Origin of the sequence: Pseudomonas sp. NPDC089408, assembly GCF_044749445.1 — a bacterium.
GTDB lineage: Bacteria > Pseudomonadota > Gammaproteobacteria > Pseudomonadales > Pseudomonadaceae > Aquipseudomonas.
In genome coordinates this window covers 77,050-102,680 of record NZ_JBIVHY010000018.1, presented here as the reverse complement: position 1 = coordinate 102,680, position 25,631 = coordinate 77,050, and the positions used below count along the sequence as shown (strand labels likewise).

28 protein-coding genes and 1 tRNA gene are annotated in these 25,631 nt (G+C 63.6%); 13 read left to right on the top strand and 16 right to left on the bottom strand.

Going from position 1 to position 25,631, the window contains the following annotated elements; all coding sequences use genetic code 11:
- Positions 1-203: 203 nt before the first annotated feature.
- On the bottom strand, positions 204-1,394 hold the full coding sequence (locus tag ACIP02_RS23030) for a benzoate/H(+) symporter BenE family transporter (protein WP_400621042.1): 1,191 nt from the start codon (positions 1,392-1,394) through the stop codon (positions 204-206).
- Positions 1,395-1,539: 145 nt separating this feature from the next.
- Between ACIP02_RS23030 and ACIP02_RS23025 the strand changes: the two genes are divergently transcribed.
- On the top strand, positions 1,540-2,142 hold the full coding sequence (locus tag ACIP02_RS23025) for a glutathione S-transferase family protein (RefSeq protein WP_400621039.1): 603 nt from the start codon (positions 1,540-1,542) through the stop codon (positions 2,140-2,142).
- A gap of 159 nt (positions 2,143-2,301) precedes the next feature.
- Here ACIP02_RS23025 and ACIP02_RS23020 read toward each other — a convergent pair whose 3' ends face one another.
- From ACIP02_RS23020 to ACIP02_RS23000, 5 genes are all read right to left on the bottom strand, one after another.
- Positions 2,302-2,673: a glutaredoxin family protein gene (locus ACIP02_RS23020; protein WP_400621036.1), complete on the bottom strand. Its 372-nt coding sequence runs from the start codon at positions 2,671-2,673 to the stop codon at positions 2,302-2,304.
- 60 nt (positions 2,674-2,733) lie between these two features.
- Positions 2,734-3,279 (bottom strand): GTP cyclohydrolase I FolE, encoded by a 546-nt coding sequence (gene folE / locus ACIP02_RS23015; protein ID WP_400621033.1) that lies wholly within the window; start codon positions 3,277-3,279, stop codon positions 2,734-2,736.
- 69 nt (positions 3,280-3,348) lie between these two features.
- Positions 3,349-3,909 (bottom strand): Smr/MutS family protein, encoded by a 561-nt coding sequence (locus ACIP02_RS23010; RefSeq protein ID WP_110747924.1) that lies wholly within the window; start codon positions 3,907-3,909, stop codon positions 3,349-3,351.
- A gap of 218 nt (positions 3,910-4,127) precedes the next feature.
- Positions 4,128-4,448, bottom strand: a complete 321-nt coding sequence (locus ACIP02_RS23005) for a hypothetical protein (RefSeq protein WP_400621029.1) — start codon at positions 4,446-4,448, stop codon at positions 4,128-4,130.
- An 85-nt stretch (positions 4,449-4,533) separates the two neighbouring features.
- A complete protein-coding gene (locus ACIP02_RS23000; RefSeq protein ID WP_009683237.1) occupies positions 4,534-5,124 on the bottom strand; it encodes a cysteine hydrolase family protein in 591 nt (196 codons plus the stop codon).
- Between the two features lie 180 nt (positions 5,125-5,304).
- Between ACIP02_RS23000 and prmB the strand changes: the two genes are divergently transcribed.
- Positions 5,305-6,213 carry a 50S ribosomal protein L3 N(5)-glutamine methyltransferase gene (prmB, locus tag ACIP02_RS22995; RefSeq protein ID WP_400621025.1) on the top strand — a complete coding sequence of 303 codons (909 nt, stop codon included), beginning with the start codon at positions 5,305-5,307 and terminating at the stop codon, positions 6,211-6,213.
- A gap of 123 nt (positions 6,214-6,336) precedes the next feature.
- Here prmB and ACIP02_RS22990 read toward each other — a convergent pair whose 3' ends face one another.
- Together ACIP02_RS22990 and ACIP02_RS22985 are read right to left on the bottom strand one after the other, a co-directional pair.
- The gene (locus ACIP02_RS22990) at positions 6,337-7,119 is read right to left on the bottom strand and encodes a hypothetical protein (protein WP_400621022.1); all 783 of its coding nucleotides are present in this window, start codon (positions 7,117-7,119) and stop codon (positions 6,337-6,339) included.
- A gap of 64 nt (positions 7,120-7,183) precedes the next feature.
- Positions 7,184-8,146, bottom strand: a complete 963-nt coding sequence (locus ACIP02_RS22985; protein WP_201206943.1) for an alpha/beta hydrolase — start codon at positions 8,144-8,146, stop codon at positions 7,184-7,186.
- Between the two features lie 236 nt (positions 8,147-8,382).
- On the opposite strand from ACIP02_RS22985, the gene aroC reads away from it, so the two are divergent.
- From aroC to ACIP02_RS22970, 3 genes are all read left to right on the top strand, one after another.
- On the top strand, positions 8,383-9,474 hold the full coding sequence (gene aroC / locus ACIP02_RS22980) for a chorismate synthase (protein ID WP_201206942.1): 1,092 nt from the start codon (positions 8,383-8,385) through the stop codon (positions 9,472-9,474).
- 128 nt (positions 9,475-9,602) lie between these two features.
- Positions 9,603-10,757, top strand: coding sequence for an MFS transporter (locus tag ACIP02_RS22975; RefSeq protein ID WP_400621018.1), 1,155 nt, complete (start codon positions 9,603-9,605; stop codon positions 10,755-10,757).
- The gene (locus tag ACIP02_RS22970; RefSeq protein WP_400621015.1) at positions 10,757-11,293 is read left to right on the top strand and encodes an oxidase; all 537 of its coding nucleotides are present in this window, start codon (positions 10,757-10,759) and stop codon (positions 11,291-11,293) included. The genes ACIP02_RS22975 and ACIP02_RS22970 overlap by 1 nt, the downstream gene beginning before the upstream one ends.
- A gap of 138 nt (positions 11,294-11,431) precedes the next feature.
- On the opposite strand, the gene ACIP02_RS22965 is transcribed toward ACIP02_RS22970, so the two are convergent.
- Positions 11,432-11,704: a DUF3509 domain-containing protein gene (locus tag ACIP02_RS22965; RefSeq protein WP_201206939.1), complete on the bottom strand. Its 273-nt coding sequence runs from the start codon at positions 11,702-11,704 to the stop codon at positions 11,432-11,434.
- A 265-nt stretch (positions 11,705-11,969) separates the two neighbouring features.
- Here ACIP02_RS22965 and ACIP02_RS22960 point away from each other — a divergent pair, with 265 nt between their 5' ends.
- Both ACIP02_RS22960 and ACIP02_RS22955 read left to right on the top strand, forming a co-directional pair.
- A complete protein-coding gene (locus tag ACIP02_RS22960) occupies positions 11,970-12,494 on the top strand; it encodes an ankyrin repeat domain-containing protein (RefSeq protein WP_400621013.1) in 525 nt (174 codons plus the stop codon).
- Between the two features lie 60 nt (positions 12,495-12,554).
- A complete protein-coding gene (locus ACIP02_RS22955) occupies positions 12,555-13,085 on the top strand; it encodes a hypothetical protein (protein WP_400621010.1) in 531 nt (176 codons plus the stop codon).
- A gap of 236 nt (positions 13,086-13,321) precedes the next feature.
- Here ACIP02_RS22955 and ACIP02_RS22950 read toward each other — a convergent pair whose 3' ends face one another.
- On the bottom strand, positions 13,322-14,260 hold the full coding sequence (locus tag ACIP02_RS22950; protein ID WP_400621007.1) for a ZIP family metal transporter: 939 nt from the start codon (positions 14,258-14,260) through the stop codon (positions 13,322-13,324).
- A 127-nt stretch (positions 14,261-14,387) separates the two neighbouring features.
- Here ACIP02_RS22950 and ACIP02_RS22945 point away from each other — a divergent pair, with 127 nt between their 5' ends.
- The 4 genes from ACIP02_RS22945 (at position 14,388) to ACIP02_RS22930 (ending at position 17,934) form a co-directional block, all read left to right on the top strand.
- Positions 14,388-14,579 (top strand): PLDc N-terminal domain-containing protein, encoded by a 192-nt coding sequence (locus ACIP02_RS22945; protein ID WP_012271091.1) that lies wholly within the window; start codon positions 14,388-14,390, stop codon positions 14,577-14,579.
- A 343-nt stretch (positions 14,580-14,922) separates the two neighbouring features.
- On the top strand, positions 14,923-16,980 hold the full coding sequence (locus tag ACIP02_RS22940) for an LTA synthase family protein (RefSeq protein ID WP_400621003.1): 2,058 nt from the start codon (positions 14,923-14,925) through the stop codon (positions 16,978-16,980).
- Between the two features lie 208 nt (positions 16,981-17,188).
- Positions 17,189-17,425, top strand: a complete 237-nt coding sequence (locus ACIP02_RS22935) for a hypothetical protein (protein ID WP_201206935.1) — start codon at positions 17,189-17,191, stop codon at positions 17,423-17,425.
- Between the two features lie 176 nt (positions 17,426-17,601).
- A complete protein-coding gene (locus ACIP02_RS22930) occupies positions 17,602-17,934 on the top strand; it encodes a ribonuclease E inhibitor RraB (RefSeq protein ID WP_400621000.1) in 333 nt (110 codons plus the stop codon).
- Between the two features lie 106 nt (positions 17,935-18,040).
- On the opposite strand, the gene ACIP02_RS22925 is transcribed toward ACIP02_RS22930, so the two are convergent.
- Entirely contained in the window at positions 18,041-18,841 is an 801-nt protein-coding gene (locus ACIP02_RS22925; RefSeq protein ID WP_400620998.1) for a c-type cytochrome, read from the bottom strand.
- Between the two features lie 66 nt (positions 18,842-18,907).
- Positions 18,908-19,150, bottom strand: a complete 243-nt coding sequence (locus ACIP02_RS22920) for a hypothetical protein (protein WP_400621045.1) — start codon at positions 19,148-19,150, stop codon at positions 18,908-18,910.
- A gap of 219 nt (positions 19,151-19,369) precedes the next feature.
- On the opposite strand from ACIP02_RS22920, the gene ACIP02_RS22915 reads away from it, so the two are divergent.
- Entirely contained in the window at positions 19,370-20,104 is a 735-nt protein-coding gene (locus ACIP02_RS22915) for an amidotransferase (protein WP_400620995.1), read from the top strand.
- A 101-nt stretch (positions 20,105-20,205) separates the two neighbouring features.
- Here the strand turns inward: ACIP02_RS22915 and ACIP02_RS22910 are convergent, their stop codons facing one another.
- The 3 genes from ACIP02_RS22910 to ACIP02_RS22900 all read right to left on the bottom strand — a co-directional run bounded on the left by ACIP02_RS22910 (position 20,206) and on the right by ACIP02_RS22900 (position 22,928).
- On the bottom strand, positions 20,206-21,177 hold the full coding sequence (locus ACIP02_RS22910; RefSeq protein WP_400620992.1) for a magnesium and cobalt transport protein CorA: 972 nt from the start codon (positions 21,175-21,177) through the stop codon (positions 20,206-20,208).
- Positions 21,178-21,353: 176 nt separating this feature from the next.
- Complete coding sequence (locus ACIP02_RS22905; RefSeq protein ID WP_400620989.1) at positions 21,354-22,073, bottom strand: lysophospholipid acyltransferase family protein; 720 nt, start codon at positions 22,071-22,073, stop codon at positions 21,354-21,356.
- Between the two features lie 165 nt (positions 22,074-22,238).
- Positions 22,239-22,928: a crotonase/enoyl-CoA hydratase family protein gene (locus ACIP02_RS22900; RefSeq protein WP_400620987.1), complete on the bottom strand. Its 690-nt coding sequence runs from the start codon at positions 22,926-22,928 to the stop codon at positions 22,239-22,241.
- A gap of 198 nt (positions 22,929-23,126) precedes the next feature.
- On the opposite strand from ACIP02_RS22900, the gene ACIP02_RS22895 reads away from it, so the two are divergent.
- Positions 23,127-23,216: transfer RNA gene (locus ACIP02_RS22895), tRNA-Ser, on the top strand.
- A 184-nt stretch (positions 23,217-23,400) separates the two neighbouring features.
- Here the strand turns inward: ACIP02_RS22895 and ACIP02_RS22890 are convergent.
- Positions 23,401-25,533 carry a TonB-dependent siderophore receptor gene (locus tag ACIP02_RS22890; protein ID WP_400620984.1) on the bottom strand — a complete coding sequence of 711 codons (2,133 nt, stop codon included), beginning with the start codon at positions 25,531-25,533 and terminating at the stop codon, positions 23,401-23,403.
- Between the last annotated feature and the right edge of the window lie 98 nt (positions 25,534-25,631).

Below are 25,631 nucleotides of genomic sequence, written 5' to 3'. Positions count from 1 at the left end.
CCCCCCCCCCCCCCCCCCCCCCCCCCCCCCCCCCCCCCCCCCCCCCCCCCCCCCCCCCCCCCCCCCCCCCCCCCCCCCCCCCCCGCTCCTACAAGTGCCAGTGCTGGTGAGAAGACACAGGTTCTCCACCGCCCTCAGGCCCTGTGCGATCCCTGTAGGAGCGGGTTTACCCGCGAAGAGGCAAGAACAGGAAACAGATACCCTCAGGCCTTGCGCGGGTTGAGAATCAACAGGGCCAAAACCCCCGCCACAATCCCCCAGAACGCCGACCCGATCGAGAACAGGGTCAGCCCCGAAGCGGTCACCATGAAGGTAATCACCGCCGCCTCACGCTCGCGCGCTTCGCTCATGGCCACGGTCAGCCCGTTCATGATCGAACCAAACAGCGCCAGTGCCGCAATCGACAGCACCAATTCTTTCGGCAATGCGGCAAACAGCGCTGCCAGGGTTGCCCCAAACACCCCGGCGATGCCGTAGAAAATCCCGCACCACACCGCTGCGGTGTAGCGCTTGCTTGGGTCTTCATGGGCATGCGGCCCGGTGCAGATAGCCGCGCTGATCGCCGCCAGGTTGACCCCGTGCGAGCCAAACGGCGCCAGCAGCAGCGAGGCAAACCCGGTGGCCGAAACCAGTGGCGAGGCCGGCACCTGGTAGCCGTCAGCCCGCAGCACGGCCACGCCGGGCATGTTCTGCGAGGTCATCGCCACCACGAACAGCGGAATGCCAATACTGATGGTGGCCGCCAGCGAGAAGCTTGGCGTGGTCCACACCGGCTTGGCCACTTCCAGGTGGAAGCCGCTGAAGTCCAGCAAGCCCAGTGCGCCCGACAACGCCGTGCCCACCAGCAGCGCGGCCAGCACGCAATAGCGCGGCGACAGGCGCTTGACCAGCAGGTAACTGAAGAACATGCCCAACACCAACACGGTACGGTGCTGCGCGGCCACAAAAATTTCGCTGCCGATCTTGAACAGGATACCCGCCAGCAAGGCCGAGGCCAGCGATGCCGGAATGCGCTTGACCAGGCGCTCGAAGCTGCCGGTCAGGCCGCACACCAGCACCAGCACGGCGCAGGTAATGTAGGCACCAATCGCCTCGCCATAGCTGACCCCGCCCAGGCTGGTGATCAGCAACGCCGCGCCGGGGGTGGACCAGGCGATGGTGATCGGCGTGCGGTAGCGCAGCGACAGGCCGATGCTGCACACCGCCATGCCGATCGACAGTGCCCAGATCCACGACGAAATTTGCGCAGTGGTCAGCCCGGCGGCCTGGCCGGCCTGAAACATCAGCACCAGCGAACTGGTATAGCCGGTGAGCATGGCAATGAAGCCGGCGACCACCGCCGACGGTGAGCTATCTGCCAGGGGCCGCAGGCGTGCGGAAGTGGCATCGGTCATGAACAAAATCCTTGTAAAGGTGTAAGCAGTTTTTTCAGACTACAGCGGGCAAGGTTGATCCTTGCCATACAGCGGCCATTGCATTTAGCCGTACAGTCACCAACTATTGGGCGTAATTGCAGAACTGCTTGGCAGTGGAGGGGCGATGTACAAGGTTTATGGCGACTACCAGTCGGGCAACTGCTACAAGGTCAAGCTGATGCTTAGCCTGCTGGGCCGGCCGTATGAATGGCACCCGGTGGATATCCTCAAGGGCGAAACCGAAACCCCCGAGTTTCTGGCGATGAACCCCAACGGCAAGGTGCCGGTGCTGGAGCTGGAAGACGGCAGCTACCTGTGGGAGTCCAATGCCATTCTCAACTTCCTCGCCGATGGCAGCGAGTTCTTGCCCAGCGAGCCGCGCCTGCGTACCCAGGTGTTGCAGTGGCAGTTCTTCGAGCAGTACAGCCATGAGCCGTACATTGCCGTGGCGCGTTTCATCCAGTTTTACCTGGGCCTGCCGGACGAGCGCGTGGAGGAATACCGCAAGCTGCACAAGGGTGGTTACAAGGCGTTGAGGGTGATGGAACGCCAACTGCAAATGACCCCGTACCTGGTCGGTGAGCAGTATTCGATTGCCGATGTGGCGTTGTATGCCTACACCCATGTGGCGCAGCAGGGGGGCTTTGACCTGGCCGAGTACCCGGCGGTAAGGGCTTGGCTGGAGCGGGTCAGCAGCCACCCTAGGCATGTGCCGATGGTGGGCTAAGCACCTTTCTGAAGCAAACTTCGCCCCCTGTAGGAGCGGCCTTGTGTCGCGATAGGGGTGCGAAGCGCCCCCAGGATTTTGGCATCACTGCATAAATTGCTGGGGCCGCTTTGCGGCCCGATCGCGACACAAGGCCGCTCCTACAGGTCGATCGCGGTATTAGATGGCGGAAAACCGCTCATCCAGGTAAGCAATAATGGCCTTGGACTCATACATCCAGGTCACCTTGCCGCCCTCTTCAATGCGCAGGCACGGCACTTTCACCCGGCCGCCACCTTCCTGCAGGGCCTGGCGGTGCACCGGGTCGTTCTTGGCATCGCGCAGCGCCACCGGCACGTTCAGGCGGTGCAGGGTGCGGCGGGTCTTGACGCAGAACGGGCAGGCATGGAACTGGTACAGCGCCAGGCCCTTGGCCGCTTGCTCGACGCGGGCCTGGGCGGCGGCGTCGCGCTTGCGCTTGGCCGGGCGGCTGATCCAGTCACCGAACACGATGAGCTGGCCGAGGCCAACCCGCAGGGCTTTGACGATCATGGGCAACTCCTGAAATGCAAAAAGCCGACCCGCAAGGGTCGGCTCGGGGTCAGCAGCCAATCACTTGATCAGGCTGAGGAACTCGCTGCGGGTAGCGGCGTTTTCGCGGAACTCACCCAGCATCACCGAGGTGATCATGGTCGAATTCTGTTTTTCCACACCGCGCATCATCATGCACATGTGCTTGGCTTCGATCACCACGGCCACGCCGGCGGCGCCGGTGACCTGCTGGATGGCCTCGGCCACCTGGCGGCTGAGGTTTTCCTGAATTTGCAGGCGGCGGGCGAACATGTCGACGATGCGCGCGACCTTCGACAGGCCCAGGACCTTGCCCTTGGGCAGGTAGGCCACGTGCGCCTTGCCGATGAACGGCAGCATGTGGTGTTCGCACATCGAATACAGCTCGATGTCCCGGACCAGCACCATTTCGCTGTTGTCAGAGCTGAACAACGCGTTGTTGGTCACTTCTTCCAGTGTTTGCTGATAACCGCGGCAAAGGTACTTCATCGCCTTTGCAGCCCGCTTGGGCGTGTCGAGCAGGCCCTCACGGGAGACGTCCTCGCCAAGCTGGCTGAGGATCTCGGTGTAGTTCTGTTCCAGGGACATGGATCTACCTTGGGAAAAAATCGCAAAAACGAAGGGTACGGCGGTGCGCGCGGCGCTGCAAGCGCGGCGTTACTCGTCGCGGCCTTCGAGCATGGTTCGCTTGAGCATCACATACACCGCGCCAGTGCCGCCGTGGCGGGCGCTGCACGAGGCAAAACCGAGCACTTGCGGGTGCTGGCGCAGCCAGGTGTTGACGTGGCTCTTGATCATCGGGCGCTTGCCGTCCAGGCGTGCGGCCTTGCCGTGGGTCACGCGGACGCAGCGCACTTCCAGCTTGGTGGCTTCGGCGATGAAGTCCCACAGGGTTTCGCGGGCCTTTTCCACGGTCATGCCGTGCAGGTCGAGGCTGCCTTCGAACGGAATCTGCCCCAGCTTGAGCTTGCGCAGCTGGGTTTCCTGCACGCCGTCGCGGCGCCACATCAGCTCGTCTTCGGCGCCCACGTCGATGACGAACTGGTCGGACATGCCGTCGATGACCAGGGCCTTGTCACTGCGTACGGTCGCCGCCTGGCGCAGGCCGGCCAGCTGCTGGCGGTCGGCCTTGGGCTTGCCGACTTCGGCGCGGTCATGGCGGATCGGCTTGACGCCGCGCACTTCGGCCTTGAACAGGGAAAAATCGTCGTCTTGCATGATGCCTCCACGTGGGGCGGCGTAGTTTACGCGACTGTGGGGCGGTGTGCAGCCATCTCAGGCCTGATTGGCCCCCCTGTAGGAGCGGCCTTGTGTCGCGAAAGGGGTGCGAAGCGCCCCCAGCGATTTCAGCTTCGCTGCAAATATTGCCGGGACCGCTTTGCGGTCCTTTCGCGACACAAGGCCGCTCCTACAGGGACCGTGTCAGCCCATGGCGATCAGTCGTGTTTTTTCATCAGATGCGGCGACAGGTTCAGCTCCCGCCCCCGGCGCAAACGAATCCGGCTGCGCCGCCAGAAACGCACACCCAGCCACAGCAGCAGCAGGCCTGCCACGGCAAGCACGCTGGACAACGGTTTGTTGGCATTGAGTTCCTGCAGGGCAGGGTAGTTGCCCAGCAAGCCGGCGACGCCGGCCATGGCCAGCAGCACGCCCAGGGTCGCTAGCAGGGCCGACAGACCGGCCGCCAGGCGGGCACCCCAATTACGCGGTTGGCGCGGGCGCAGGCGCTTGGCGTCGAAACTGCCTTTAAGCTTCATTCCGCTCTCCTCTGTGGATATCCGGAATTCGACCTGCTGCCGCCCATCGGGTTCCGCCCGGCTGCCGGGCGGTCATGCCCGCGCTTCAGATCAGGCTGGCGGTGGGTGCCACGCAAGCGAAGTTGTCGGCCATCACGGCCATTTCGCACTGGTGAATCTGTGCCGCCGGGATAACTCCGTCCTTGAACGCCAGGTCGCGGGTTGCCGAGGCGTCTTCCACCAGCGTGCACCGGTAACCATAGTCCTTGGCGCGGCGAACGGTAGTGCTGACGCTGGAGTGGCTCATGAAACCGCAGACAATCAGGTCCAGGTGGCCCAGCTCCTGCAGCGTTTCATGCAGTTTGGTGTTCTTGAACGCGTTGGGCATACGCTTTTCGATGACGATTTCGCCTTCCAGTGGCTCCAGCCCTGGAATGAACTGGCCAGCTGGCCCCTGTGGGTCAAAACGGCCACCGACCGTGCCCAGGTGGCGAACATGGATGATCGGGCGGCCGCTCTTGCGCGCCGCGTCGAGCAACCTGGCGATGTTGGCCACGGCCTCGTCCATGCCCGACAGTTGCAAGGGACCGCTGAGGTACTCCTTTTGCGCATCGATGATGATCAGGCTGGCGTGGCTCAGCTTGGCCGGCGGGTAGTCGCGGCCAGTGAGGCGGAACATCGTGGTTGGAACGGACATCAATGGCTCCTTGAGCAGGGCTTTTGTACACCTATTCTCCCCTGCATTGGCGCCAATGGGAATGGTTGACAACGCAAGTGGCATGGTTACTGGCTTGTGGCTAGCTTTGGGACGATCGGATGGAACAAATGTGTGCCCCGGGCTGTTAGACTTTTGGTCGATCTGAATTAGGAGTACCCCGTGATCACATCCCGTCTGCGCACGCTGCGCGACTACATCCGCTGGGCGGTCAGCCGCTTCCACGAGCACGACCTGTTCTTCGGCCACGGCGCCGACAACGCCTGGGACGAGGCCCGCCTGCTGGTGCTGGGTGCGGTGCACCTGCCATGGGAGGTGGCCGACAGCTACCTGGACTGCATGCTCGAAGACGCCGAGCGTGTGCAGTTGCAACACCTGCTCAAGCGCCGCATCGAAGAGCGCGTGCCGGCCGCCTACCTGCTGGGCGAGGCGTGGTTCTGCGGTATGTCGTTCATTGTCGACGAGCGCGTGCTGGTGCCGCGTTCACCGATTGGCGAACTGATCGAAAAACGCTTCGAGCCGTGGCTGGCCAGCGAGCCGGCACGCATCCTCGACCTGTGCACCGGTTCGGGCTGCATCGGCATCGTGGCCGCTGATGTGTTCCCCGAGGCCGAGGTGGTGCTGGCCGACCTGTCGTTCCCGGCCCTTGAAGTGGCCAACCAGAACATCGAGCGCCATGGCCTGGACACCCGTGTGTACACCGTGCAGGGCGACGGCTTTGCCGGCCTGCCGGGGCAGCGTTTCGACCTGATCCTGTCCAACCCGCCGTATGTCGATGCCGAAGACTTCGACGACATGCCAGCCGAGTACCACCACGAGCCGGAGCTGGGCCTGGCCTGTGGCAACGACGGCCTGGACCTGGTGCGGCGCATGCTGGCCGAAGCGGCCGACCACCTGACCGACAAGGGCTTGCTGATTGTCGAGGTGGGCAACAGCCAGGTGCATGTCGAGGCGTTGTACCCCGAGGTGGACTTTGCCTGGCTGGAGTTCGAGCGGGGTGGGCATGGGGTGTTCATGCTGACGGCTGAACAGTGCCGTCAGCATCAGGAACTGTTCAAAGCCCGCGTCTGATTGTGGAGGGGGCTGCTTTGCAGCCCATTCGCGGGTAAACCCGCTCCTACAACGTACGCGCTGTCCTTGCGATGCGCGGCCCTTTGTAGGAGCGGGTTTACCCGCGAAGCAGGCAACGCGGTCTCAGCGGGTAGCAATCCAGATCAACAACCCCGCCTGAAACACCGCAAACGCCACCAGGCAGGTGATGGTAAAACGCAACCCGCCATCTTCACGCCGGTACTTGGCCACCCGCTCATCACGCTCGCGCAGCTGTGCGTCTTTCTCCTGCAGTTGCTGGTCTGCCTGCTGCAACAGGTTGGCAGCATCCAGAATATCCACCCGCTGCAAGCGTTCGTTGCTCCAGGCGGCCTTCAGCTGGCCCACCGTCATTTCCACGGTACGGCCCTTCAGGTGCTGGCTGTCCTCGTACTGCACCTCGATCCCCACCCCGCGCAAGCAGTGGTCACGGCGCAGGCGTGAGTCCTCGTTCAGTGCATCCTTGTTCGGCAGGGCCATGCCCTCTACCTGGTAATGCGGCCACTTGCGCTGCAGCCATTGTGCGGCCTGGGCCAGCATGTATCGGCCCAGGCCACGGTTGGCCGGTTCCAGTTGCAGGCCCTGTTCACTGCCTATGCGCACCCGGTGTTCGGCATGGTCGACGCGGATGTCCAGGCGGTTCTGTTGCTTGTGCACCTTTTGCCCGGGCAGGGTGATTTCCATGCGCAGCAGGCTGTGCGCCTTGTCGTGGCGCTCGGCGTAGCCGAACTGCACAAAACGCAGCGGCCGTGCGCCGGTACTGCGGTCGGTGGGCAGGGCGGCCAGGCGCAGCAGCTGGAAGTGCTCTGCACTCAGGTCGGCCCAGGGCAGGGCAGGGTGTTCCTGGGGTTCTTCGGCCGGCTCTACGGCGGCGGGGGCGATGGTCATCGGGGCTTGTCCTCGGCTATGCCTGCTGTATCGGCAGGCACGCCGCAGACCTGAGCCATTCCCCTCAGGCTGAAGGCAAATGCTGGATGAACGTCACAATTCGCTCACCCAGCTCGCGCGCCAGCGGCAATTCGGGGTTGAGGTAGCTGTCGCGCTGCTGGCTCATGCCCTTGGGGCTGATGCGCAGCATGTGGTTCATGCCGTCGATCAGCACCAGCTGGGCATCCGGCTTGGCGGCCTTCAGCCGTTCGGCATCGGCCACGTCCACCTGCACGTCGTTGCGCCCCTGCACGATCAGCGCCGGCATGGGCAGGCGGGCGAAGGCGGCGGCGGGGTTTTGCTGGAACAGCGAAATAAGGTACGGCTGCACGCTGGGGCGGAACACCTGGCGCAGGGGGGCCGGCACTTCCAGGCTGGTCTGCCCGGCTTGCAGCCGGTCGAGCAGGGCGCTGCCACCGGCCAGTTGCGCCGGTGGCAGGCGCTGGGCCAGTTGCTCGCGCAGCACATCGGCCAGTGGCCGGCCACTGCCGGCCAGGGTAATGACCGCGCTGGCGCCGGCCTGTTCGGCGGCCAGGCTGGCGATCAATGCCCCTTCGCTATGGCCGATCAGAATCAGCGGCCCGAAGCGCGGGTCGGCCTTGAGCTTGTGGCTCCAGGCGACCACATCGGCCACGTAACGCTCCACGCTGAGGTCACGCTCGTCGGGGGTGGCCGGTTGGCTGGCGGCGACACCACGCTTGTCGTAGCGCACGCTGGCGATGTGCTCGCTGGCCAGCAGCAGGGCCAGGCGCTTGAGGTTGTCGACCCTGCCGGAAGCCGGGTTGTTACCGTCGCGGTCGGTGGGGCCGGAGCCGGCAATGATCAGCACCACGGGTGGCGGGGTGGCCTGTTGCGGCAGTAGCAGGCTGCCGTGCAGCACGCCCTGGCCGGTGTCGAGGTCGATCGGGCGTTGCAGTACGGTGGGGGCGGCGGCCTGGGCCAGGCCGGTGCACAGCAGGAAGAACAAGGCGACGAGGCGCGACATCATGCGGTACTACATGGGGAGATGTGGGTTTGACCTAATGTTTTGGGGAAGGTTCTCGGGGTGTGCTTGGCAGGTTTGGCCCTTTCGCGGGTAAACCCGCTCCTACAAAGTCACCACAAACCATGGCCTTGTGCGAACCCTGTAGGAGCGGGTTCACCCGCGAAGAGGCCAGCACAGGCAACCCAACCATCTGTATACTGCCGCCTTCACCCCTTTCAGGCAGATCTCGCGGAGCGTCCATGTCCGGCAATACCTACGGCAAGCTGTTCACTGTCACCACCGCTGGCGAGAGCCATGGCCCGGCGTTGGTCGCCATTGTCGATGGATGCCCTCCGGGCCTGGAAATTTCCCTCGCCGACCTGCAGCACGACCTTGACCGGCGCAAGCCCGGCACCAGCCGGCACACCACCCAGCGCCAGGAAGCCGACGAGGTGGAAATCCTCTCCGGCGTGTTCGAAGGCCGCACCACCGGTTGCTCGATCGGCCTGCTGATCCGCAACACCGACCAGAAGTCCAAGGACTACTCGGCGATCAAGGACCTGTTCCGCCCGGCCCACGCCGACTACACCTACCACCACAAGTACGGCATCCGCGACTACCGCGGCGGTGGCCGCAGCTCGGCCCGCGAAACCGCCATGCGCGTGGCGGCGGGCGCCATTGCCAAGAAGTACCTGGCCAGCCAGGGCATCACCGTGCGCGGCTACATGAGCCAGCTTGGCCCGATCGAAATCCCGTTCAAGACCTGGGAATCGGTAGAGCAGAACGCCTTCTTCAGCCCCGACCCCAGCAAAGTGCCCGAGCTTGAGGCCTACATGGACCAGCTGCGCCGTGACCAGGATTCGGTAGGCGCCAAGATCACCGTGGTCGCCGAAGGCGTCATGCCTGGCCTGGGCGAGCCGATCTTCGACCGCCTGGATGCCGAACTGGCCCATGCGCTGATGAGCATCAACGCAGTCAAGGGCGTGGAAATCGGTGCCGGCTTCGCCAGCGTTGCCCAGCGCGGTACCGAGCACCGTGACGAATTGACCCCGGAAGGCTTCCTCAGCAACAACGCTGGCGGCATCCTGGGCGGTATTTCTTCCGGCCAGCCGATCGTTGCTCACCTGGCACTCAAGCCGACCTCCAGCATCACCACCCCGGGCCGCTCGATCGACGTCGATGGCAACCCGGTGGACGTCATTACCAAAGGCCGCCACGACCCGTGCGTGGGCATCCGCGCCACGCCGATTGCCGAGGCGATGATGGCCATTGCGCTGATGGACCACCTGTTGCGCCACCGGGCACAGAATGCCGACGTGAAAGTGAATACCCCGGTGCTGGGCCAGCTCTGATTCGCCTGCACTGGCCTCTTCGCGGCGGTTCGACGCTTCGATAAACCCGCTCCTACAGGTAACGCGCTCCCTGTAGGAGCGGGTTTACCCGCGAAGATGCCCGCCCAGGTCCCCACAAGGCCACCCCCATGCAACCCATCCCCTACTGGCGCCTGTCCAGCTTCTACCTGTTCTACTTCGCCCTGCTCGGCTCCACCGCGCCCTTCCTGGCGCTGTACTTCGACCACCTGGGCTTCTCCCCGGCGCGCATTGGCGAGCTGGTGGCCATCCCCATGCTGATGCGCTGCATTGCCCCCAACCTGTGGGGCTGGCTGGGCGACCGCACCGGCCAGCGCCTGCTGATCGTAAGGCTTGGCGCGCTATGCACCCTGGCCACCTTCTCGCTGATCTTCTTCGGCAAAAGCTACGCCTGGCTGGCGTTGGTCATGGCCCTGCACGCGTTCTTCTGGCATGCGGTACTGCCACAGTTCGAGGTCATCACCCTGGCCCACCTGCACGGGCAAACGGCGCGCTACAGCCAGGTACGGCTGTGGGGCTCGATCGGTTTCATTCTTACCGTGGTCGGCCTGGGCCGGCTGTTCGAATGGCTGAGCCTGGACATCTACCCGGTGGCGCTGGTGACGATCATGGCCGGCATCGTCGCCGCCAGCCTGTGGGTGCCCAATGCCCAACCGGTGGAGCAGGGCGAGCGTAGCGGCGCGGGCGGCTTTTTGCAGCAGTTGCGTGCCCCGGGGGTGATCGCCTTCTATGCCTGCGTGGCGCTGATGCAGCTCAGCCACGGGCCGTACTACACCTTCCTGACCCTGCACCTGGAGCACCTGGGCTACAGCCGCGGTGCCATCGGTTTGCTGTGGGCGCTGGGGGTGGTGGCCGAAGTGCTGATGTTCATGCTCATGAGCCGGCTGTTCGCGCGTTTCAGCGTGCAACGGGTGCTACTGGTCAGCTTCCTGCTGGCCGCGCTGCGCTGGCTGTTGCTGGGCAACCTGGCTGCCGAGCCGGGCGTACTGATTTTCGCCCAGTTGCTGCACGCCGCCACCTTCGGCTGCTTCCACGCCGCCAGCATCGCCTTTGTCCAGGCCAGTTTCGGCGCCCGTCAGCAAGGCCAGGGCCAAGCGCTGTACGCAGCGCTGTCAGGGACCGGTGGCGCGCTGGGGGCCTTGTATTCGGGTTACAGCTGGAAACTGCTGGGGCCCACCTTCACCTTTGGTATGGCCAGTGCCGCAGCCTTGGCTGCAGCCGTTATCATTGGCCTTTGTTCGCAACCGACCAGGACCCGCCCCTGATGAGCATTCTCAGCGTTTTTAACTCCGCCAGCCCGGAACTGCCGAACAAGGTGCTGACCCACCACGATGACATCGCCGCCACCCTGGCTGCGCAGGGCGTGCGCTTTGTGCATGCCGAGCATGGCCTGCGGGTGCGCCCGGGCACGGCCCAGGATGAAGTGCTAGAGGCTTGCCGCGGGTACCTGGACCAGTTGATGACCGCGCAGGGCAGCAAGGCCTTTGTGCTGCTGAACCGCGACGGTGAGGCGCCGGCACAGGTCGATGTGCGTGACGAACATGTGCATGACGCCGACGAGCTGTTTGCCGTAGTCAGCGGGCGCGCACAGGTTGGGCTGCGTGTGGGGGATTGGGTGTATTCGGTGTTGTGCGAGAAGGGCGACCAACTGTTGGTGCCGGCCGGCACCCGGCGCTGGGTGGAACTGGGCGATACGCCGTTTTGCCTGGCGTTGCGTTTGTATGGCAGCGAGCAGGGTGTGGAGGCGCGGTTTACCGGGGATGTGACTGCGCGGGCGTTTCTCGGGATCGACGAGTTGTAATGCCTGTGCCGGCCTCTTCGCGGCGGTTCGACGCCTCGATGAACCCGCTCCTACAAAGGTTGCGCCGCCCTCAGGCATTGCACGTCCATTGTAGGAGCGGGTTCACCCGCGAAGAGGCCAGATCAGGTAATACAAAACTCAACGATAAGTCGGCAGGGCAAACCGCTGCTGGCTCTGCAGCATATTGATCACCGGCAATTCACTGGCCTGCTCGGCCAAGTCCCGACGAATTGCACTAATCGCCCACGAGAGCTGCTCGGCACTGTGCAGTTGCCCATAGGTCAATACCCGGCGGGTCACCTTGCCATCAGCCGCGCGCAGGGTCAGCAGCACGCCGCCATCGGGGCGAGCCTGGGTGTTCACCTGATAGGCCGAAAATACCGAAACGAACTTTTGCTGGATGAGGTCCATATCAACTCCTGGCTGTATGTGGCAGACGTGAGTTGATGGTTGCAGCGACCGTGCCAGAAACCTCAGTAAGGGAAAACCCAGCAATTACGGGGCTTTGCGGGGGATTGGCGGAAGCGGCATCGTGCAGGGTGCATGGTCGTGCATTTTGCACAGTGCATTTTGCACGGCGTCGGCTTTGCCTATCGGGCTAATAGAATCTGAACCTTTGACCGCAATGGCATGCCTGACAAAAACTTGGGCAATCATTTATGCCAGGAGGTTCCCGATGTCCACCCAAACCGCGCCCGCCACCATGACCGACGACGAAACCGCTGCCTTTGCCGCGCAGGTGTTCGAATGCGCCCGCCAGGGCGATGCCGCCATGCTCGAGCGCCTGCTCGCCAGCGGCCTGCCGGCCGACCTGCGCAACCACAAGGGCGACACCTTGCTGATGCTGGCCAGCTACCACGGCCACCACGACGCGGTGCGCGTGCTTCTGGCGCAAGGGGCCGACCCGCTGATTGCCAACGACAACGGCCAGCTGCCGATTGCCGGTGCCGCGTTCAAGGGTGACCTGGCGATGATCCGCCTGCTGCTGGAGCAAGGTGTGCCGGTCGACGCCGCCGCACAGGACGGGCGTACTGCGCTGATGCTGGCGGCCATGTTCAACCGCAGCGAAATCCTCGACTACCTGCTGGCCCAGGGCGCCGACCCGGCGCGCCAGGATGCCCGCGGCGCCACGGCGCTGATGGCGGCGCAAACCATGGGGGCGGTGGACGCTGCTGCGCGCCTGCAAGCGCTGGCCGGCTAACTGCCCGGGGGCATTTGCGGCTATCATTGGCGACTTTTCACCCGTCGCAGGCCCCCTTTCATGAAAACTCAGTTGCTCGAATTCATCAGCCTCATTGGCGCTGGCTGCATGCGCGAGGCCGACATCGAGCGCATTGCCGGCGAAGCCGCCCAGGCCTACGCCGACCCGGCCGCGTTCCTGGCTGCCAACCCCGACATCAACTACGACGACAGCTTCCCCATCCCGCTGGGTGAATGGGTAGTGCTGGGCAGCCTGCCGGACACCGTGGTGTTCCAGGCCGACAGCTACCAGGACCTGTTCCAGCAGATCAGCGACTCGTTCGACAACAGCGTGCCGTTCACCCTCAAGCCCAAGCAACTGGCCCGTACCGAGCCACTGACTGCGCTGAACCGCATCCAGGTGCAGATGGGCGCGCTGAACAAAGAGGCCGGTGGTTATGTGCTGCTGAACTTCAGCCAGCTACTGGATGACGAGTTGCAGATGGTGATGGTGGGGCAGCATGACCTGGCCCGGGTGCTGGAGTTGGGGGCAGAGGTGGGGATCAAGGTTGAGCCCGCGCTGGAGGCACTGAAGGTCGCCGTACACATCTAAACCCTTACGCAGTCCCCGTGTAGGAGCGGGGGGGGGGGGGGGGGGGGGGGGGGGGGGGGGGCGGGGGGGGGGGGGGGGGGGGGGGCGTGGGGGGGGGGGGGGGGGGGGGGGGGGGCGGGGCCCCCCCCCGCCGCCCCCCCGCCCCCCCCCCCCCCCCCCCCCCCCCCCCCCCCCCCCCCCCCCCCCCCCCCCCCCCCCCCCCCCCCCCGCTCCTACAGGGGGCTGTGCAAGGCATTTCAGCCCAGCGCGGTATCCAGGAACATCATCACCGCAAACCCACCCATCAACCCCAGGGTCGCTGCTGTCTGGTGCCCATTGCGGTGGGTTTCGGGTATCACCTCGTGGCTGACCACAAAGATCATCGCCCCGGCCGCCAGGCCCATGCTGATCGGGTAGGCGAGGGCAAAGCCGGTCGAGATCCCCAGGCCGATCACCGCCCCTAGCGGTTCCATCAGCCCTGAGCCAATCGCCACCAGCGCTGCCTTCAGGCTCGACAGCCCGGTAGCGCGCAAAGCCAGCGCCACCGCCAGCCCTTCAGGGATGTCCTGGATGGCAATGGCGCTGGTCAGCGGCAGGCCGATGTTCATGTCGCCGTTGGTAAAACTCACCCCAATCGCCATGCCTTCAGGCAGGTTGTGCAAGGTAATTGCCATCACGAACAGCCACACCCGGCTGAAACGCTCGGTTTCAGGCCCGGCGACGCCGACGCTTTCATGCTCGTGCGGGGTAAAACGGTCCAGGCCCAGCATCAGCAACACGCCCAGGCCCATGCCCACCACCACCGTCAGCGCCGCCGCCGGGCCGCTGCCGGTAATCTCGCGGGCGGCATCCAGGCCGGGCAAAATCAGCGAAAACGAGCTGGCTGCGAGCATCATGCCGGCGGCAAAGCCGAGCATTACGTCCTGGTTGCGGGTACTGACGTCGCGCAATACCACTGCCAGCACCGCGCCCAGTGCTGTAGCACCAAACCCGGCAAGCCCACCCAGGCCCGCCAGGTGCAGGTTTTCCGAGTGGTCGCCATGAATAGCATTCCACAGGCTTGCCCCCAGCAGCGCGATCACTGCCAGCAGGCTCAGGGCCAGGCCAGCGCCGACCCACGGGCTGTTGCTTATCTGCTGGCGCCAGGCACTGAAGGGCGAGGGCGCTGCGGCGCTTTGCGTGTGTGCAGGGGGCATGTAAACCTCGAACTGAACGGATTGGGGCAGTTTAAGCAGTGACCTTCGCGCCCCGCCAAGGATTCCCTTCTATCGACGTGATAGCTGACTATGCTGTGCAGCAAAGCCTCTGGACGGGAGTTTAGGCATGGGATCGACATTCAACAGCCTGGTCGGGCTGATCATTCTGGCGCTGGATATCTGGGCCATTCTCAATGTGATCAAAAGTGGCAGTGAGGTGGGTATCAAGGTGCTGTGGATATTGCTGATTGCACTGCTGCCGGTGGTGGGGCTGGTGATCTGGGCGATTGCCGGGCCGCGGGGAAATGTGCGCATCTGAATGTTCCACGCACCCCTGTAGGAGCGGGGGGGGGGGGGGGGGGGGGGGGGGGGGGGGGGGCGGGGGGGGGCGGGGGGGGGGTGGGGGGGGGGGGGGGGGGGGGCCCGGCCGCCCCCCCCCCCCCCCCCCCGCCCGCCCCCCCCCCCCCCCCCCCCCCCCCCCCCCCCCCCCCCCCCCCCCCCCCCCCCCGCTCCTACAGGGGACTGCTGCACTGACATAGTCGGAAATGCAGCCGTGACAAAATTTTCACATTGGTTTAAACAGAATCCGCACCCGCACAATGCTGCGATGGTCTAGCACCACCGCCCTCTCCGCAAACCGCAATCCTAGGACCTTCCCATTCATGGCTAACACGGACGCCTTGAAGCAACGGGGCGCGCGAGCATCGTTCTCGCCGACCCTGAAATCCCACCTGGCCTACACGCTGCTCAGCGGCCTGGTGATCATGCTGATGCTCAGCCTCGTGCGCCTTGCGCTACTGGTCTACAACAGCGATATGGTCGGCGATACCCCGTACTCGACGGTCGCCGAAGGCTTCCTTAACGGCTTGCGCTTCGACCTGCGGGTGGTGGTGTACATCAGCATTCCGCTGTTGCTGGCCATGCTCAGCCCCTGGGCCATGGCCCGTCGCGGGGTGTTCCGTTTCTGGCTGACCCTCGCCTCGAGCGTGGTGATGTTCCTCGGCTTGATGGAAATGGACTTCTACCGTGAGTTCCACCAGCGCCTCAACGGCCTGGTGTTCCAGTACATCAAGGAAGACCCGAAAACCGTCATGAGCATGCTCTGGTACGGCTTCCCGGTGGTGCGCTACCTGCTGGCCTGGGCCTTTGGCACCTGGTTGCTGAGCCTGCTGTTCAAGGGTATCGACCGCATCACCCGTGGCCAGGGCGAACAACGCGTGGCGCCCTGGTACAACCGCCTGGCGGTGTTCATGGTGATCCTGCTGGTGGCCGTGGTTGCCGCCCGTGGCACGCTGCGTCAGGGCCCTCCGATGCGTTGGGGCGACGCCTTCACCACCGACTCCAACTTCGTCAACCAGTTGGGCCTGAACGGCACCCTGACCCTGATCGACGCCGCCAAGAGCCGCTTCGGCGAGGACCGCGCCAACATCTGGAAGCCAGTGCTGGAGCAGGGCGTAGCGACCGAAAGCGTGCGCAAGCAGTTGCTCACCCCGAACGACACCCTGGTCGATGCCGACGAGGCTGCCATCCGCCGCGACTTCCTGCCGCCGGCCGAGCGCACCCTGCCGATCAAGAACGTGGTGGTGATCCTGATGGAAAGCTTCGCCGGCCACTCGGTTGGCGCGCTGGGTAGCCCGAACAACATCACCCCGTACTTCGACAAGCTGGCCAAAGAAGGCCTGCTGTTCGACCGCTTCTTCTCCAACGGCACCCATACCCACCAGGGTATGTTCGCCACCATGGCCTGCTTCCCCAACCTGCCAGGCTTCGAATACCTGATGCAGACCCCGGAAGGCGGCCACAAGCTGTCAGGCCTGCCAGCCTTGCTCAGCGCCCGTGACTACGACGACGTGTACGTTTACAACGGCGACTTTGCCTGGGACAACCAGTCCGGTTTCTTCGGCAACCAGGGCATGACCACGTTCATTGGCCGTAACGACTTCGTCAACCCGGTGTTCTCCGACCCGACCTGGGGTGTGTCCGACCAGGACATGTTCGACCGCGGCAACGAGGAACTGGCCAAGCACGATGGCAAGAAGCCGATCTACGCGCTGCTGCAGACGCTGTCCAACCACACCCCGTACGCGCTGCCCAAAGACCTGCCGGTCGAGCCTGTGACCGGCCAGGGCCGCCTGGACGAGCACCTGACCGCCATGCGTTATTCGGACTGGGCGCTGGGCCAGTTCTTCGAGAAGGCGCATAAAGAGCCCTACTTCAAGGAGACCCTGTTCGTCATCGTTGGCGACCACGGCTTTGGCAACCACCAGCAGGTCACCGAGCTGGACCTGGGCCGTTTCAACGTGCCGCTGCTGCTGATTGCCCCGGGCATTCAGGAGAAGTTCGGTGCGGTGAACCACACCGTGGGCACCCAGGTCGACATCGTGCCGACCATCATGGGCCGCCTGGGTGGCCAGACCCGTCACCAGTGCTGGGGTCGCGACCTGCTCAACCTGCCTGAGGGCGACCAGGGCGTGGGCATGATCAAGCCGTCGGGCAGCGAGCAGATCGTCGGCCTGGTGCAGGGCGACCGCATCCTGATCGAGTCCAAGGACATGACCCCGCGCATGTACCGCTACCAGCTGGGCAGCGAGTTCAAGGCCGAGCTGATCGAAAGCCCGGACCAGCCGGAAATGCTCAAGAAGCTTGAGGCGTATATCCAGACGGCGACCAAGAGCCTGCTGGATAACACGGCGGGTGTGGTGCACGGTACGCCGAAGTAAATATCGGGGCCGCTTTGCGGCCCATTCGCGGGTAAACCCGCTCCCACAGGGATTGCACAGGATTCGAACCTTGTGCTGATCCTGTGGGAGCGGGTTTACCCGCGAATGGCCCACCACAAATGTTCCCGGACTGAACATTCCCCCCACCCCAAGGTCAGTTATTCAGGCATCACACACCGTGTGTTCCTTGACTCAGAGGGCTCGTTCAATGAAAGAGTGGGAAGTCATCTTTGCCGACCAGAAAGGCGAACCGTCCACATTGCTGCTGCATGCCGAGCATTGCCCCAGTGAGGAAGACGCCGCGCGTGCCATCCGTTCACACCTGTTTCCGGTGATGGACGAGCTGGACCTCAACGACTTCCAGGACCGCACCATTTCCCCCACCGCGCGCTGGCTCCGGGAGCACAGTGGCGTGACCATCACCGGCATCCACGAAGCGCCCTGAACCACACGTTTGCGCGGTGCCCTGGCAGGCACTACGCTGGTGGAAGGTGCCAGCCTATTCTGCGGGTTGGTACCGCATCAATTCGCGTCTTGCATCAGCTCGTACTGCCCGGCCGCTGCCGGCAGGTGCGTAGTGCACGGAAAGTCTATCCATAGCATTATTCAGGAGGACGTTTCATGAGCAGCCAGAACGACGATATCAGTAGCAACGTCCTGCGCCAGATGAAAGCAGGCGGTTTCGACTTCACCCAGATCCACCCCATCGAGTTCTATGCCGTATTCCCCGACGAAGCAGGGGCGCGACGTGCGGCCAGGCAGTTTCGCGGTGAATCGCTGAATGCCCAGGTCAAGGAGATGGGCGACGGTGCCTGGCACCTGGAACTGAGCAAGGTCATGTACGCCACCTACTTCGGGATCGGCGACTTTGAAGAGGCCTTCGAACAGTTGGTGACACCCTATGGGGGTGAGGTGGAAGGGTGGGGGGTCAAGCATGAGCGGCCTATAGCCTGACAGTCATGTGTGGTCTTGTTCGCGGCGGTTCGACGCCTCGATGAACCCGCTCCTACACAGGTATGTGCAGGCCATTGTAGGAGCGGGTTTACCCGCGAATAGGCCCTCAAAGCTTACGCCCAGCCATATGCCCCAAATAAGCCAGCAATGCATCCAGCTCCCGCTCACTCAACACACTCTGCGCAAACCCTGGCATCTTCGCCTGCGGCCACTGTCGCAACCGCTGCGGGTCCCTTATCAACATGCGCAAATAACCCGGCTGAAAATACTCGGTCGGGTTATGCGGCACATTCAAGTCCGGCCCCACCTGCGCATCCCCGGCGCCGTTCAACCGGTGGCAGGCCAGGCAGTTCTGCTGGAACAAGGCAAAGCCCTGGCGCACCGGGCTATCAGCCGGCAACTTCGGGTCGGGCAGCAACGCCGGAAAGCGCTGCGCTACCGGGGCCAATTGACGAATCGTGGAAATCTGGAACGGCCACTGCTCCGGGCGAATGCCGCTGGCCTGCGGTGCGGTCCACACCAGGTAGAACGGCCCTGCACTCGGTTTGCCCTGGCCCAGGGGCGGCCACGGCTTGCCTGGGTCTTCCACGGCCAGCCAGGCCCGTGCCGGCCCTGGCTGCAGCAGCGGTGCAGCGGGCATTTCTGCGGCAAAACCATCCTGTGCCACGGCCTGCAGGTGGTCGCTGGCGCTCACGCCTTGCAACAGCGCAGCCAGCGGCACTGCCCGGTAGTGCATGGGCCGTTTGTAGGAAACGTCCTGGTCGATGCTGATGTCCTGGGCCTGCGGGTGGCCGAGCAGTTCGGCGCTGCTCCACTGGCGCCCGTGGGCGCCCAGTTCAAGGTGCAGTTGCGCCGCCGACAGCGGCAGGCTCAGTAACAAGGCTAACAGGGCAAGGCATTGACGCATGGGCAACCTCCGACCATCAGGGCCAGCAGGTTACCTGTGCGCTGCCAGTTGGCGCCACCGCTGCAGTCAGCCGAACAAACGTGTCAGGTTCGGCAAGATCAGCAGTAAGGTGGTGGCGAATAAAATAAGCCCGGCTTGGCGAATTTTCGAGTGTCTGAACATGGCGGACCGCCTTCTTGTTGTTATTCCTGAATACCCGTTGGCTTCCTTGTCGCGCTTCGGGTCGATCGCAGTAGCGCTGCATGGCGCCTGAACTGCCTGCCTCTTGTAAGTGGATATACAACCAACAGTAGGGTGTGCGTCATCCATGTTTGAGAACCTTTTGTTCTAGTTGCCTGGTCCGATAATTGCGGTTTGCTATGAGGCCATGTGCCAGTTCGCTGACATGCTCTGGCTAGACACTGGCGTAACTGCCAGCGGCGACCCGACAAAATGTGACCGTTCGTCAGTGCAGCCTACTTGCTTGTACGTGCCTTTCGCGGCAGTCTCTACAGCAGATTCCCACCCATGTCGTTCAGGACTATCCCTATGTCGTTACGCATCTGCATCCTTGAAACCGATGTCCTGCGACCGGAGTTGACCGCGCAGTACCAGGGCTACGGCAGGATGTTCGAGCAGCTCTTCTCGCGTCAGCCGATCGCCGCCGAATTTCGTGTGTACAACGTAATGAACGGCGACTACCCCGCCGACACTGAAGTGTTCGATGCCTATCTTGTGACGGGTAGCAAGGCTGATTCGTTCGGTAGCGATCCGTGGATTCAGACGCTCAAGGCTTACTTGTTGAAGTTGTACGAGCGTGGCGAGAAGCTGCTGGGTGTGTGTTTTGGCCACCAGCTACTGGCGTTGACCCTGGGTGGCAAGGCCGAGCGGGCCGACAAGGGCTGGGGCGTGGGCATTCACCGTTATTCGCTGGCGGCGCATGCGCCGTGGATGGACCCTGAAGTGTCAGAGCTGACCTTGCTGATCAGCCATCAGGACCAGGTGACCGAGTTGCCGGAAGGCGCCACGGTAATTGCTTCCAGCGATTTTTGCCCGAACGCGGCGTACCACATTCGCGACCAGGTGCTGTGCTTCCAGGGGCACCCGGAGTTTGTGCACGACTACTCCCGGGCACTGCTCGATGCGCGCCAGGAATATTTGGGGGATGAGGTGTACCACAAGGCCGTGGCCAGCTTGGCGACCGAGCACCAAGGTGACCTGGTGGGGGAGTGGATGTTGCGGTTTATCCAGCAGCCATCAAAGGCTAGTGACAGCGCAGCATAAAGGGTTGCAGCCATTCGCGGGTAAACCCGCTCCCACAGGTAACCCGCAATGTTTGGCATTGTGGAGATCCTGTAGGAGCGGGTTTACCCGCGAAGAGGCCCTTAAAGCCAACCCGACTTCTTGAAGCTGGCATACAATCCCGCACACCCCGCGGCAATCACCCCCAGCACCGCAAAGTACCCGTAATGCCAGCTCAACTCCGGCATGTTCTGGAAGTTCATCCCGTACACCCCGGCAATCGCCGTGGGAAACGCCAGGATCGCCGCCCACGCCGCAAACTTGCGCTGCACGATGCTTTGCCGTGACGCCTCCAGCAGCATGCCGATCTCGATGGTCTGGCTGGCAATGTCGCGGATCCCGGCCAGGTCTTCCATCTGCCGCGTCACGTGAATCTGCACATCACGAAAATAGGGGCGCATGTTCTTGTCGATGAACGGGAAGCTCAGGCGCTGCAGTTCTTCGCTCACCTCAACCATCGGCGCCACGTAGCGGCGCAAGCGCAGGATGTCACGCCGCAGGCTGTGCAGGCGGCGAATGTCATCTTCTTGCAGCGAACCACCCAGCACGCTCTGCTCCAACGCTTCGATCTCGCCATGAATGGCTTCGCTGACCGGCTGGTAGTTCTCGGTGACGAAGTCGAGCAGGGCATACAGCACAAAGTCTTCGCCATGCTCCAGCAGCAGGGGCCGCGCTTCGCAGCGCTGGCGCACCATGGCGTAGGACTTGGAGTGGCCGTTGCGGCAGGTGATGATGTAGCCGTTGCCGGCAAAGATGTGGGTTTCGATGAACTCCAGCTTGCCTTCGTGGCGTACTGGCGAATAGGTGACGATGAACAGCGCATCGCCGAACGTTTCCAGCTTGGGCCGGCTGTGTTTTTCCAGGGCATCTTCGATGGCCAGTTCGTGCAGGTTGAACTGGCATTGCAGGTTGGCCAGCTCCTCGGCGTTGGGCTCTTCAAGGCCGATCCACACGAAGTGCCCCGGCTTGCGCGCCCACTCGCTGCCTTCGTCGATGCTGATGTTGGTGACCTTCCTGCCGGCGCTGTACACCGCTGACGCCACTACTCGACCCATGGTTGCCCGCTTATTCCGGTTGAACACGGGTTACAGCTTGGGCTGTAGCTGGCAGGAGAGCAACCTGTGCCGGCCTCTTCGCGGCGGTTCGACGCCTCGATAAACCCGCTCCTACAACGGCATGTGCAAGCCGTTGTAGGAGCGGGTTCACCCGCGAAGAGGCCGGCACAGGCAACCTAGCCTTGGGCCAGTTCCCCTTCCATCCGGTCAATGCACTGCTGCATCTGCCCTCGGCACTGTTCGATCAGCGCCGGCAGGTCCTGCAGGCTCATGCCTGCCGTGCCAATCGGCGGTAGCGAACGTACGATCACCGTGCGCTGGCGCCAGCTGTTCAGGCTCATGCGCCCGGCGTAGCGGCTGACGCACACCGGCACAATGGGCACACCCGCCTCGATGGCCATGTGAAACGCGCCTTTCTTGAACGCCAGCAACTGCTCGCCGGCATTACGCGTGCCTTCGGGGAAAATCCAGATCGAGGTGTCGTTTTGCAGTACCCGGGTGGTCTTCTGCAGGGCCTTGCGCGCCTGGTAGGCATTCTTGCGGTCGATCAGCACGTTGCCACCCAGCCAGAACAGCTGGCCGAACAGCGGCAGCCAGCCGAGGCTCTTCTTGCCGATGGCCACGGTGCGACGCGGTACTACCTGGCCCAGCACGAACAGGTCGAAGTTGGATTGGTGGTTGGCGATGATCACGCAGCCGGGCGGCTGGTCCCACAGTGGGCCGACCTCGGCCTTGACCTTGATGCGCATCAGCCAGGTGGCTGGGCGGCTGTAGAGGTAGGCGAATACGCGGCTGTTGTCGGGGTTGAACGGGCGGCAGAAGCCAATGAGTAGGCCAACGGCGCCGACAGTAAGAAAATGCAGCGCCAGCAGGAGCATGCGTAACGAATAAAGCATGGTACGACTCACACCAGACAGTCGCGGAGGAGTGTACGGGTGTGCACTGATTGGGGCAAATACCGGTGTAAGCCTGTGCTGGCCTATGCGCGGGTAAACCCGCTCCTACAACGGGCATGCATAACCTGTGTAGGAGCGGGTTTACCCGCGAAAGGGCCGGTGCGGCTAGCCCATATGGTGCTGATCCAGCTCGATCGCCTTGTCCAGCGCCTCCAGCAACCCCTTGCGCACCTTCAGCTTGGTGTTCTTGTGCGCCAGCATGTTCAGCTTCTTCAACTCCCGCGCCACCGTCAGCGCCGCGTCCTGCAACTGTTCAGCCGGCACCACCTTGTCGAGGAAGCCGGCATCCACCGCAGCTTGCGGGTCAAACACCTCGGCATTGATCACCGAGCGGTGGAAGGCCGAGCGGCGCAGGCGGTCGCGGGCCAGTTCGATACCGGCGTGGTGCATGGTCATGCCGATCTGCACTTCGTTCAGGCACACCTTGTACGGCCCCTCGACACCAATGCGGTAGTCGGCCGACAGCAGCAGGAAGGCACCCTTGGCCACGGCATTGCCCGGGCAGGCGACCACCACCGGGAACGGGTGCGACAGCAGGCGGCGGGCGAGGGTGGAGCCGGCGGTGACCAGGCTGATGGCTTCTTTCGGGCCGCTGGTCATCACCTTCAGGTCGTAACCGCCCGAGAGGATGCCCGGCTGCCCGGTGATGATCACCACTGCACGCTCTTCGACGGCGCGGTCCAGCGCGGCATTGAAGGCGTTGATGACGTCTGGCGAGATGGCGTTGACCTTGCCGTTGTTCAGGGTCAGGGTGGCGATGCCGTCTTCGGCGTGGTAGGTAATCAGCTCGCTCATGGCAGAGTCCTTTTGTTGGCGTGGCGACGACGTTACCCAGCGTCGGGGGCAAGGTAAAGCAGCAAGGCTGACTGGTCGGTCAGCGTTCAGCCGGGCTCAAGTGCAAATACATGAAAAATTTGAAAAAAATGCTTGCCAAAGGGCAGCGCTTTCACTAAATTAGCGCACCTCGACAGGCTGCAAGGCTTGAAGAGAAACGGTGAAGTGTCCGAGTGGTCGAAGGAGCACGCCTGGAAAGTGTGTATACGAGAAATCGTATCAAGGGTTCAAATCCCTTCTTCACCGCCACATTCTACGAAAAGCCCCCGTGCTGAAAAGCCCGGGGGCTTTTTGTTTTTGGGCCATTGGGGCTGCTGCGCAGCCCATCGCGACGCAAGGCCGCTCCTACAGGGGATCGCGTCGAATTCAGGTGAGCGCGGTCCCTGTAGGAGCGGCCTTGTGTCGCGATGGGCCGCAAAGCGGCCCCAAAATCTCAAAAACTTACCGAAGCCGAAAGCCGAGCCGTCCGCGGTGCCCCCTGGAACAGGTAGTTATCCCCCAGGTAATCCCCCACATCCCGCCAGTAACGCTTGTCGAACACGTTATCCACCGTCAGCCGCAGCACCGTGTCATAGCCCCCAATGCGCGTGCGGTAGCGGCTACCCACATCGAACACGGTATAGCCGCCAACCTCCACATTCCCCGCCTGGCTCGCATACTTGCTGGCGCTATAGCGCGCCCCGCCCAGCAGCGCCAGCCCCGCGACCGGCAGGCTGTATTCGGCGTGCAATGCCGCGCGGAACCGGGGTACGTTGATCGCCTGGTGGCCTTCATAGTCATCGGTTCCGCTGTTTTTCACCCGTGCCCGAATGGCCGCAGCGCTGGCTTGCACCTGCAGTTTCTGGGTCACCCAGCCGCTGGCGCCCAGTTCCAGGCCGGTGTTCTTCTGCTGGCCTTGCTGCACGTAGGTGAAGTTGCCGGCACCGTCCGGGCGCGCGTACTGGTAAGCCTGGCGAATCTGGAACAGCGCGGCGCTCAGGCTCAGGCCCTGCCAATCGTGCTTGAGGCCCAGTTCCAGCTGGTGTGACGTGGTGGGGGCGAGAATTTCAAACTTGTTCTCAGCAAACCACGGAGCAGTACCGCCCGCTGACAGACCTTTGGAATAGCTGGCGTAGACGGTGGTATCTGCCTGCGGCTTATAGATAAGGGCAGCATTGGGCAACAACTCGTACTGCCGGGTATGGCGCCCGGCTAGGCCATTCTCATCCCAAGTCTTTTCATCCAGGCGCACTTCACGGGCGCCCAGCACCGTCTGCCATTGCTCGTTGAAGCTGATGCGGTCGCTGACGAACAGGCCGTACTGGCGGCTGTCCAGGCGCCGCTCGCTGGCGCCGATCGGCTTGTCGGACGGCTCGAAGGCCGGGGCGCCAGTGTGGATGTTGCCGGTGCCGAGCCACTCGTTGTAGTACGGCCGCTGGTCCAGCGTGCGCCACTGCGCACTGCTGCCCATGGTCAGCTCATGGCCCACGCCCAGTGCATCGAAACGCCCGTTGAGCATGGCCTGGGCCTCATCGGTGCGGCGGGTGTCGTCGGGGCTGCGGAAGTCGTAGATGTCGTAGTCACCATTGCTGCCGAAGAACGCCCCTTCGCTGGAACCCCAGGCAAACGCGCTGTAATCATCGATCACCACCTTGCTGCGCGAGGCGCTCAGGGTGCCGGTCCAAGCCTCGTTGAAGCGGTACTCGAAGCGCCCGCCCAGGTTCAGCGAGTCGTTCTGTACCGGCTTGGCCCAGTCCTGGTAGGCCAGGCGGTCATCCGGGTCGACGCCGTGCGGCACTTCGCTGCCGCCGAGCAGCTGGTAACCCGGCACCGAGCGCTGTTCGCGGTGCTGGTATTCGGCGTCCAGCTGCAGGGTGGCATCCGGGCTGATCTGCCAGTCGAAGGCGAGCGAGGCGAAGTCACGTTTGCCGTCGGCGTGGTCGACGTACGAGCGGATGTCTTCGTGGGCCAGGTTGGCGCGCAGGCCAAACTGTTTCTCGCTGCCAAACCAGCCACCCAGGTCGGTGGCCAGGTAGCGTTCGCCCTGTTCGTTGGTCGATACGGTGATGCTGCGCACATCTTCGGCGCGCTTGGTCACGTAGTTGATCAGGCCGCCCGGCTCGGACACACCACTCTGCAGCCCGGACAGGCCTTTGAGCAACTCCACCTGCTGCTTGTTCTCCAGGGCCACATTCTGCTCGCCGGCGATGGTCTGGCCGTTGATGCGGTAGCTGCTGGCGGCATTCAGCTCGAAGCCGCGCACGTTGAAGTTTTCGTAGTAGCCGATGGGGGCATAGCTTTCGCCGACCGAGGCGTCGCTTTGCAGCACTTCGCTGAGCTTGCGCACCTGGCGGTCCTCCAGCAGTTGCTGGCTGAACACGCTGATCGAAGCCGGGGTGTCGAGCAACGGCGCAGGCTGAAAGCCGCCCACTGCGGCCTGATGGGCCTGGTAGCCGTCGTTGGCGTAGGTATCGGTCACCTGCAGCGGGGCCAGGAGCACGCTGTCTTCGGCAAGCGCATGGGGGCAATGCAGGGCCAGGCCCAGGCTGAGCAGGCTCAGGGGCAGGCGAGGGTGACGCGGGGGCATGCGGTGGGGCTCCTGGGGCGCGGTACCTGTGCGGGCCCTTTCGCGGCGGTTCGACGCCTCGATAAACCCGCTCCTACAACAGGCGGTGATATCCCTGT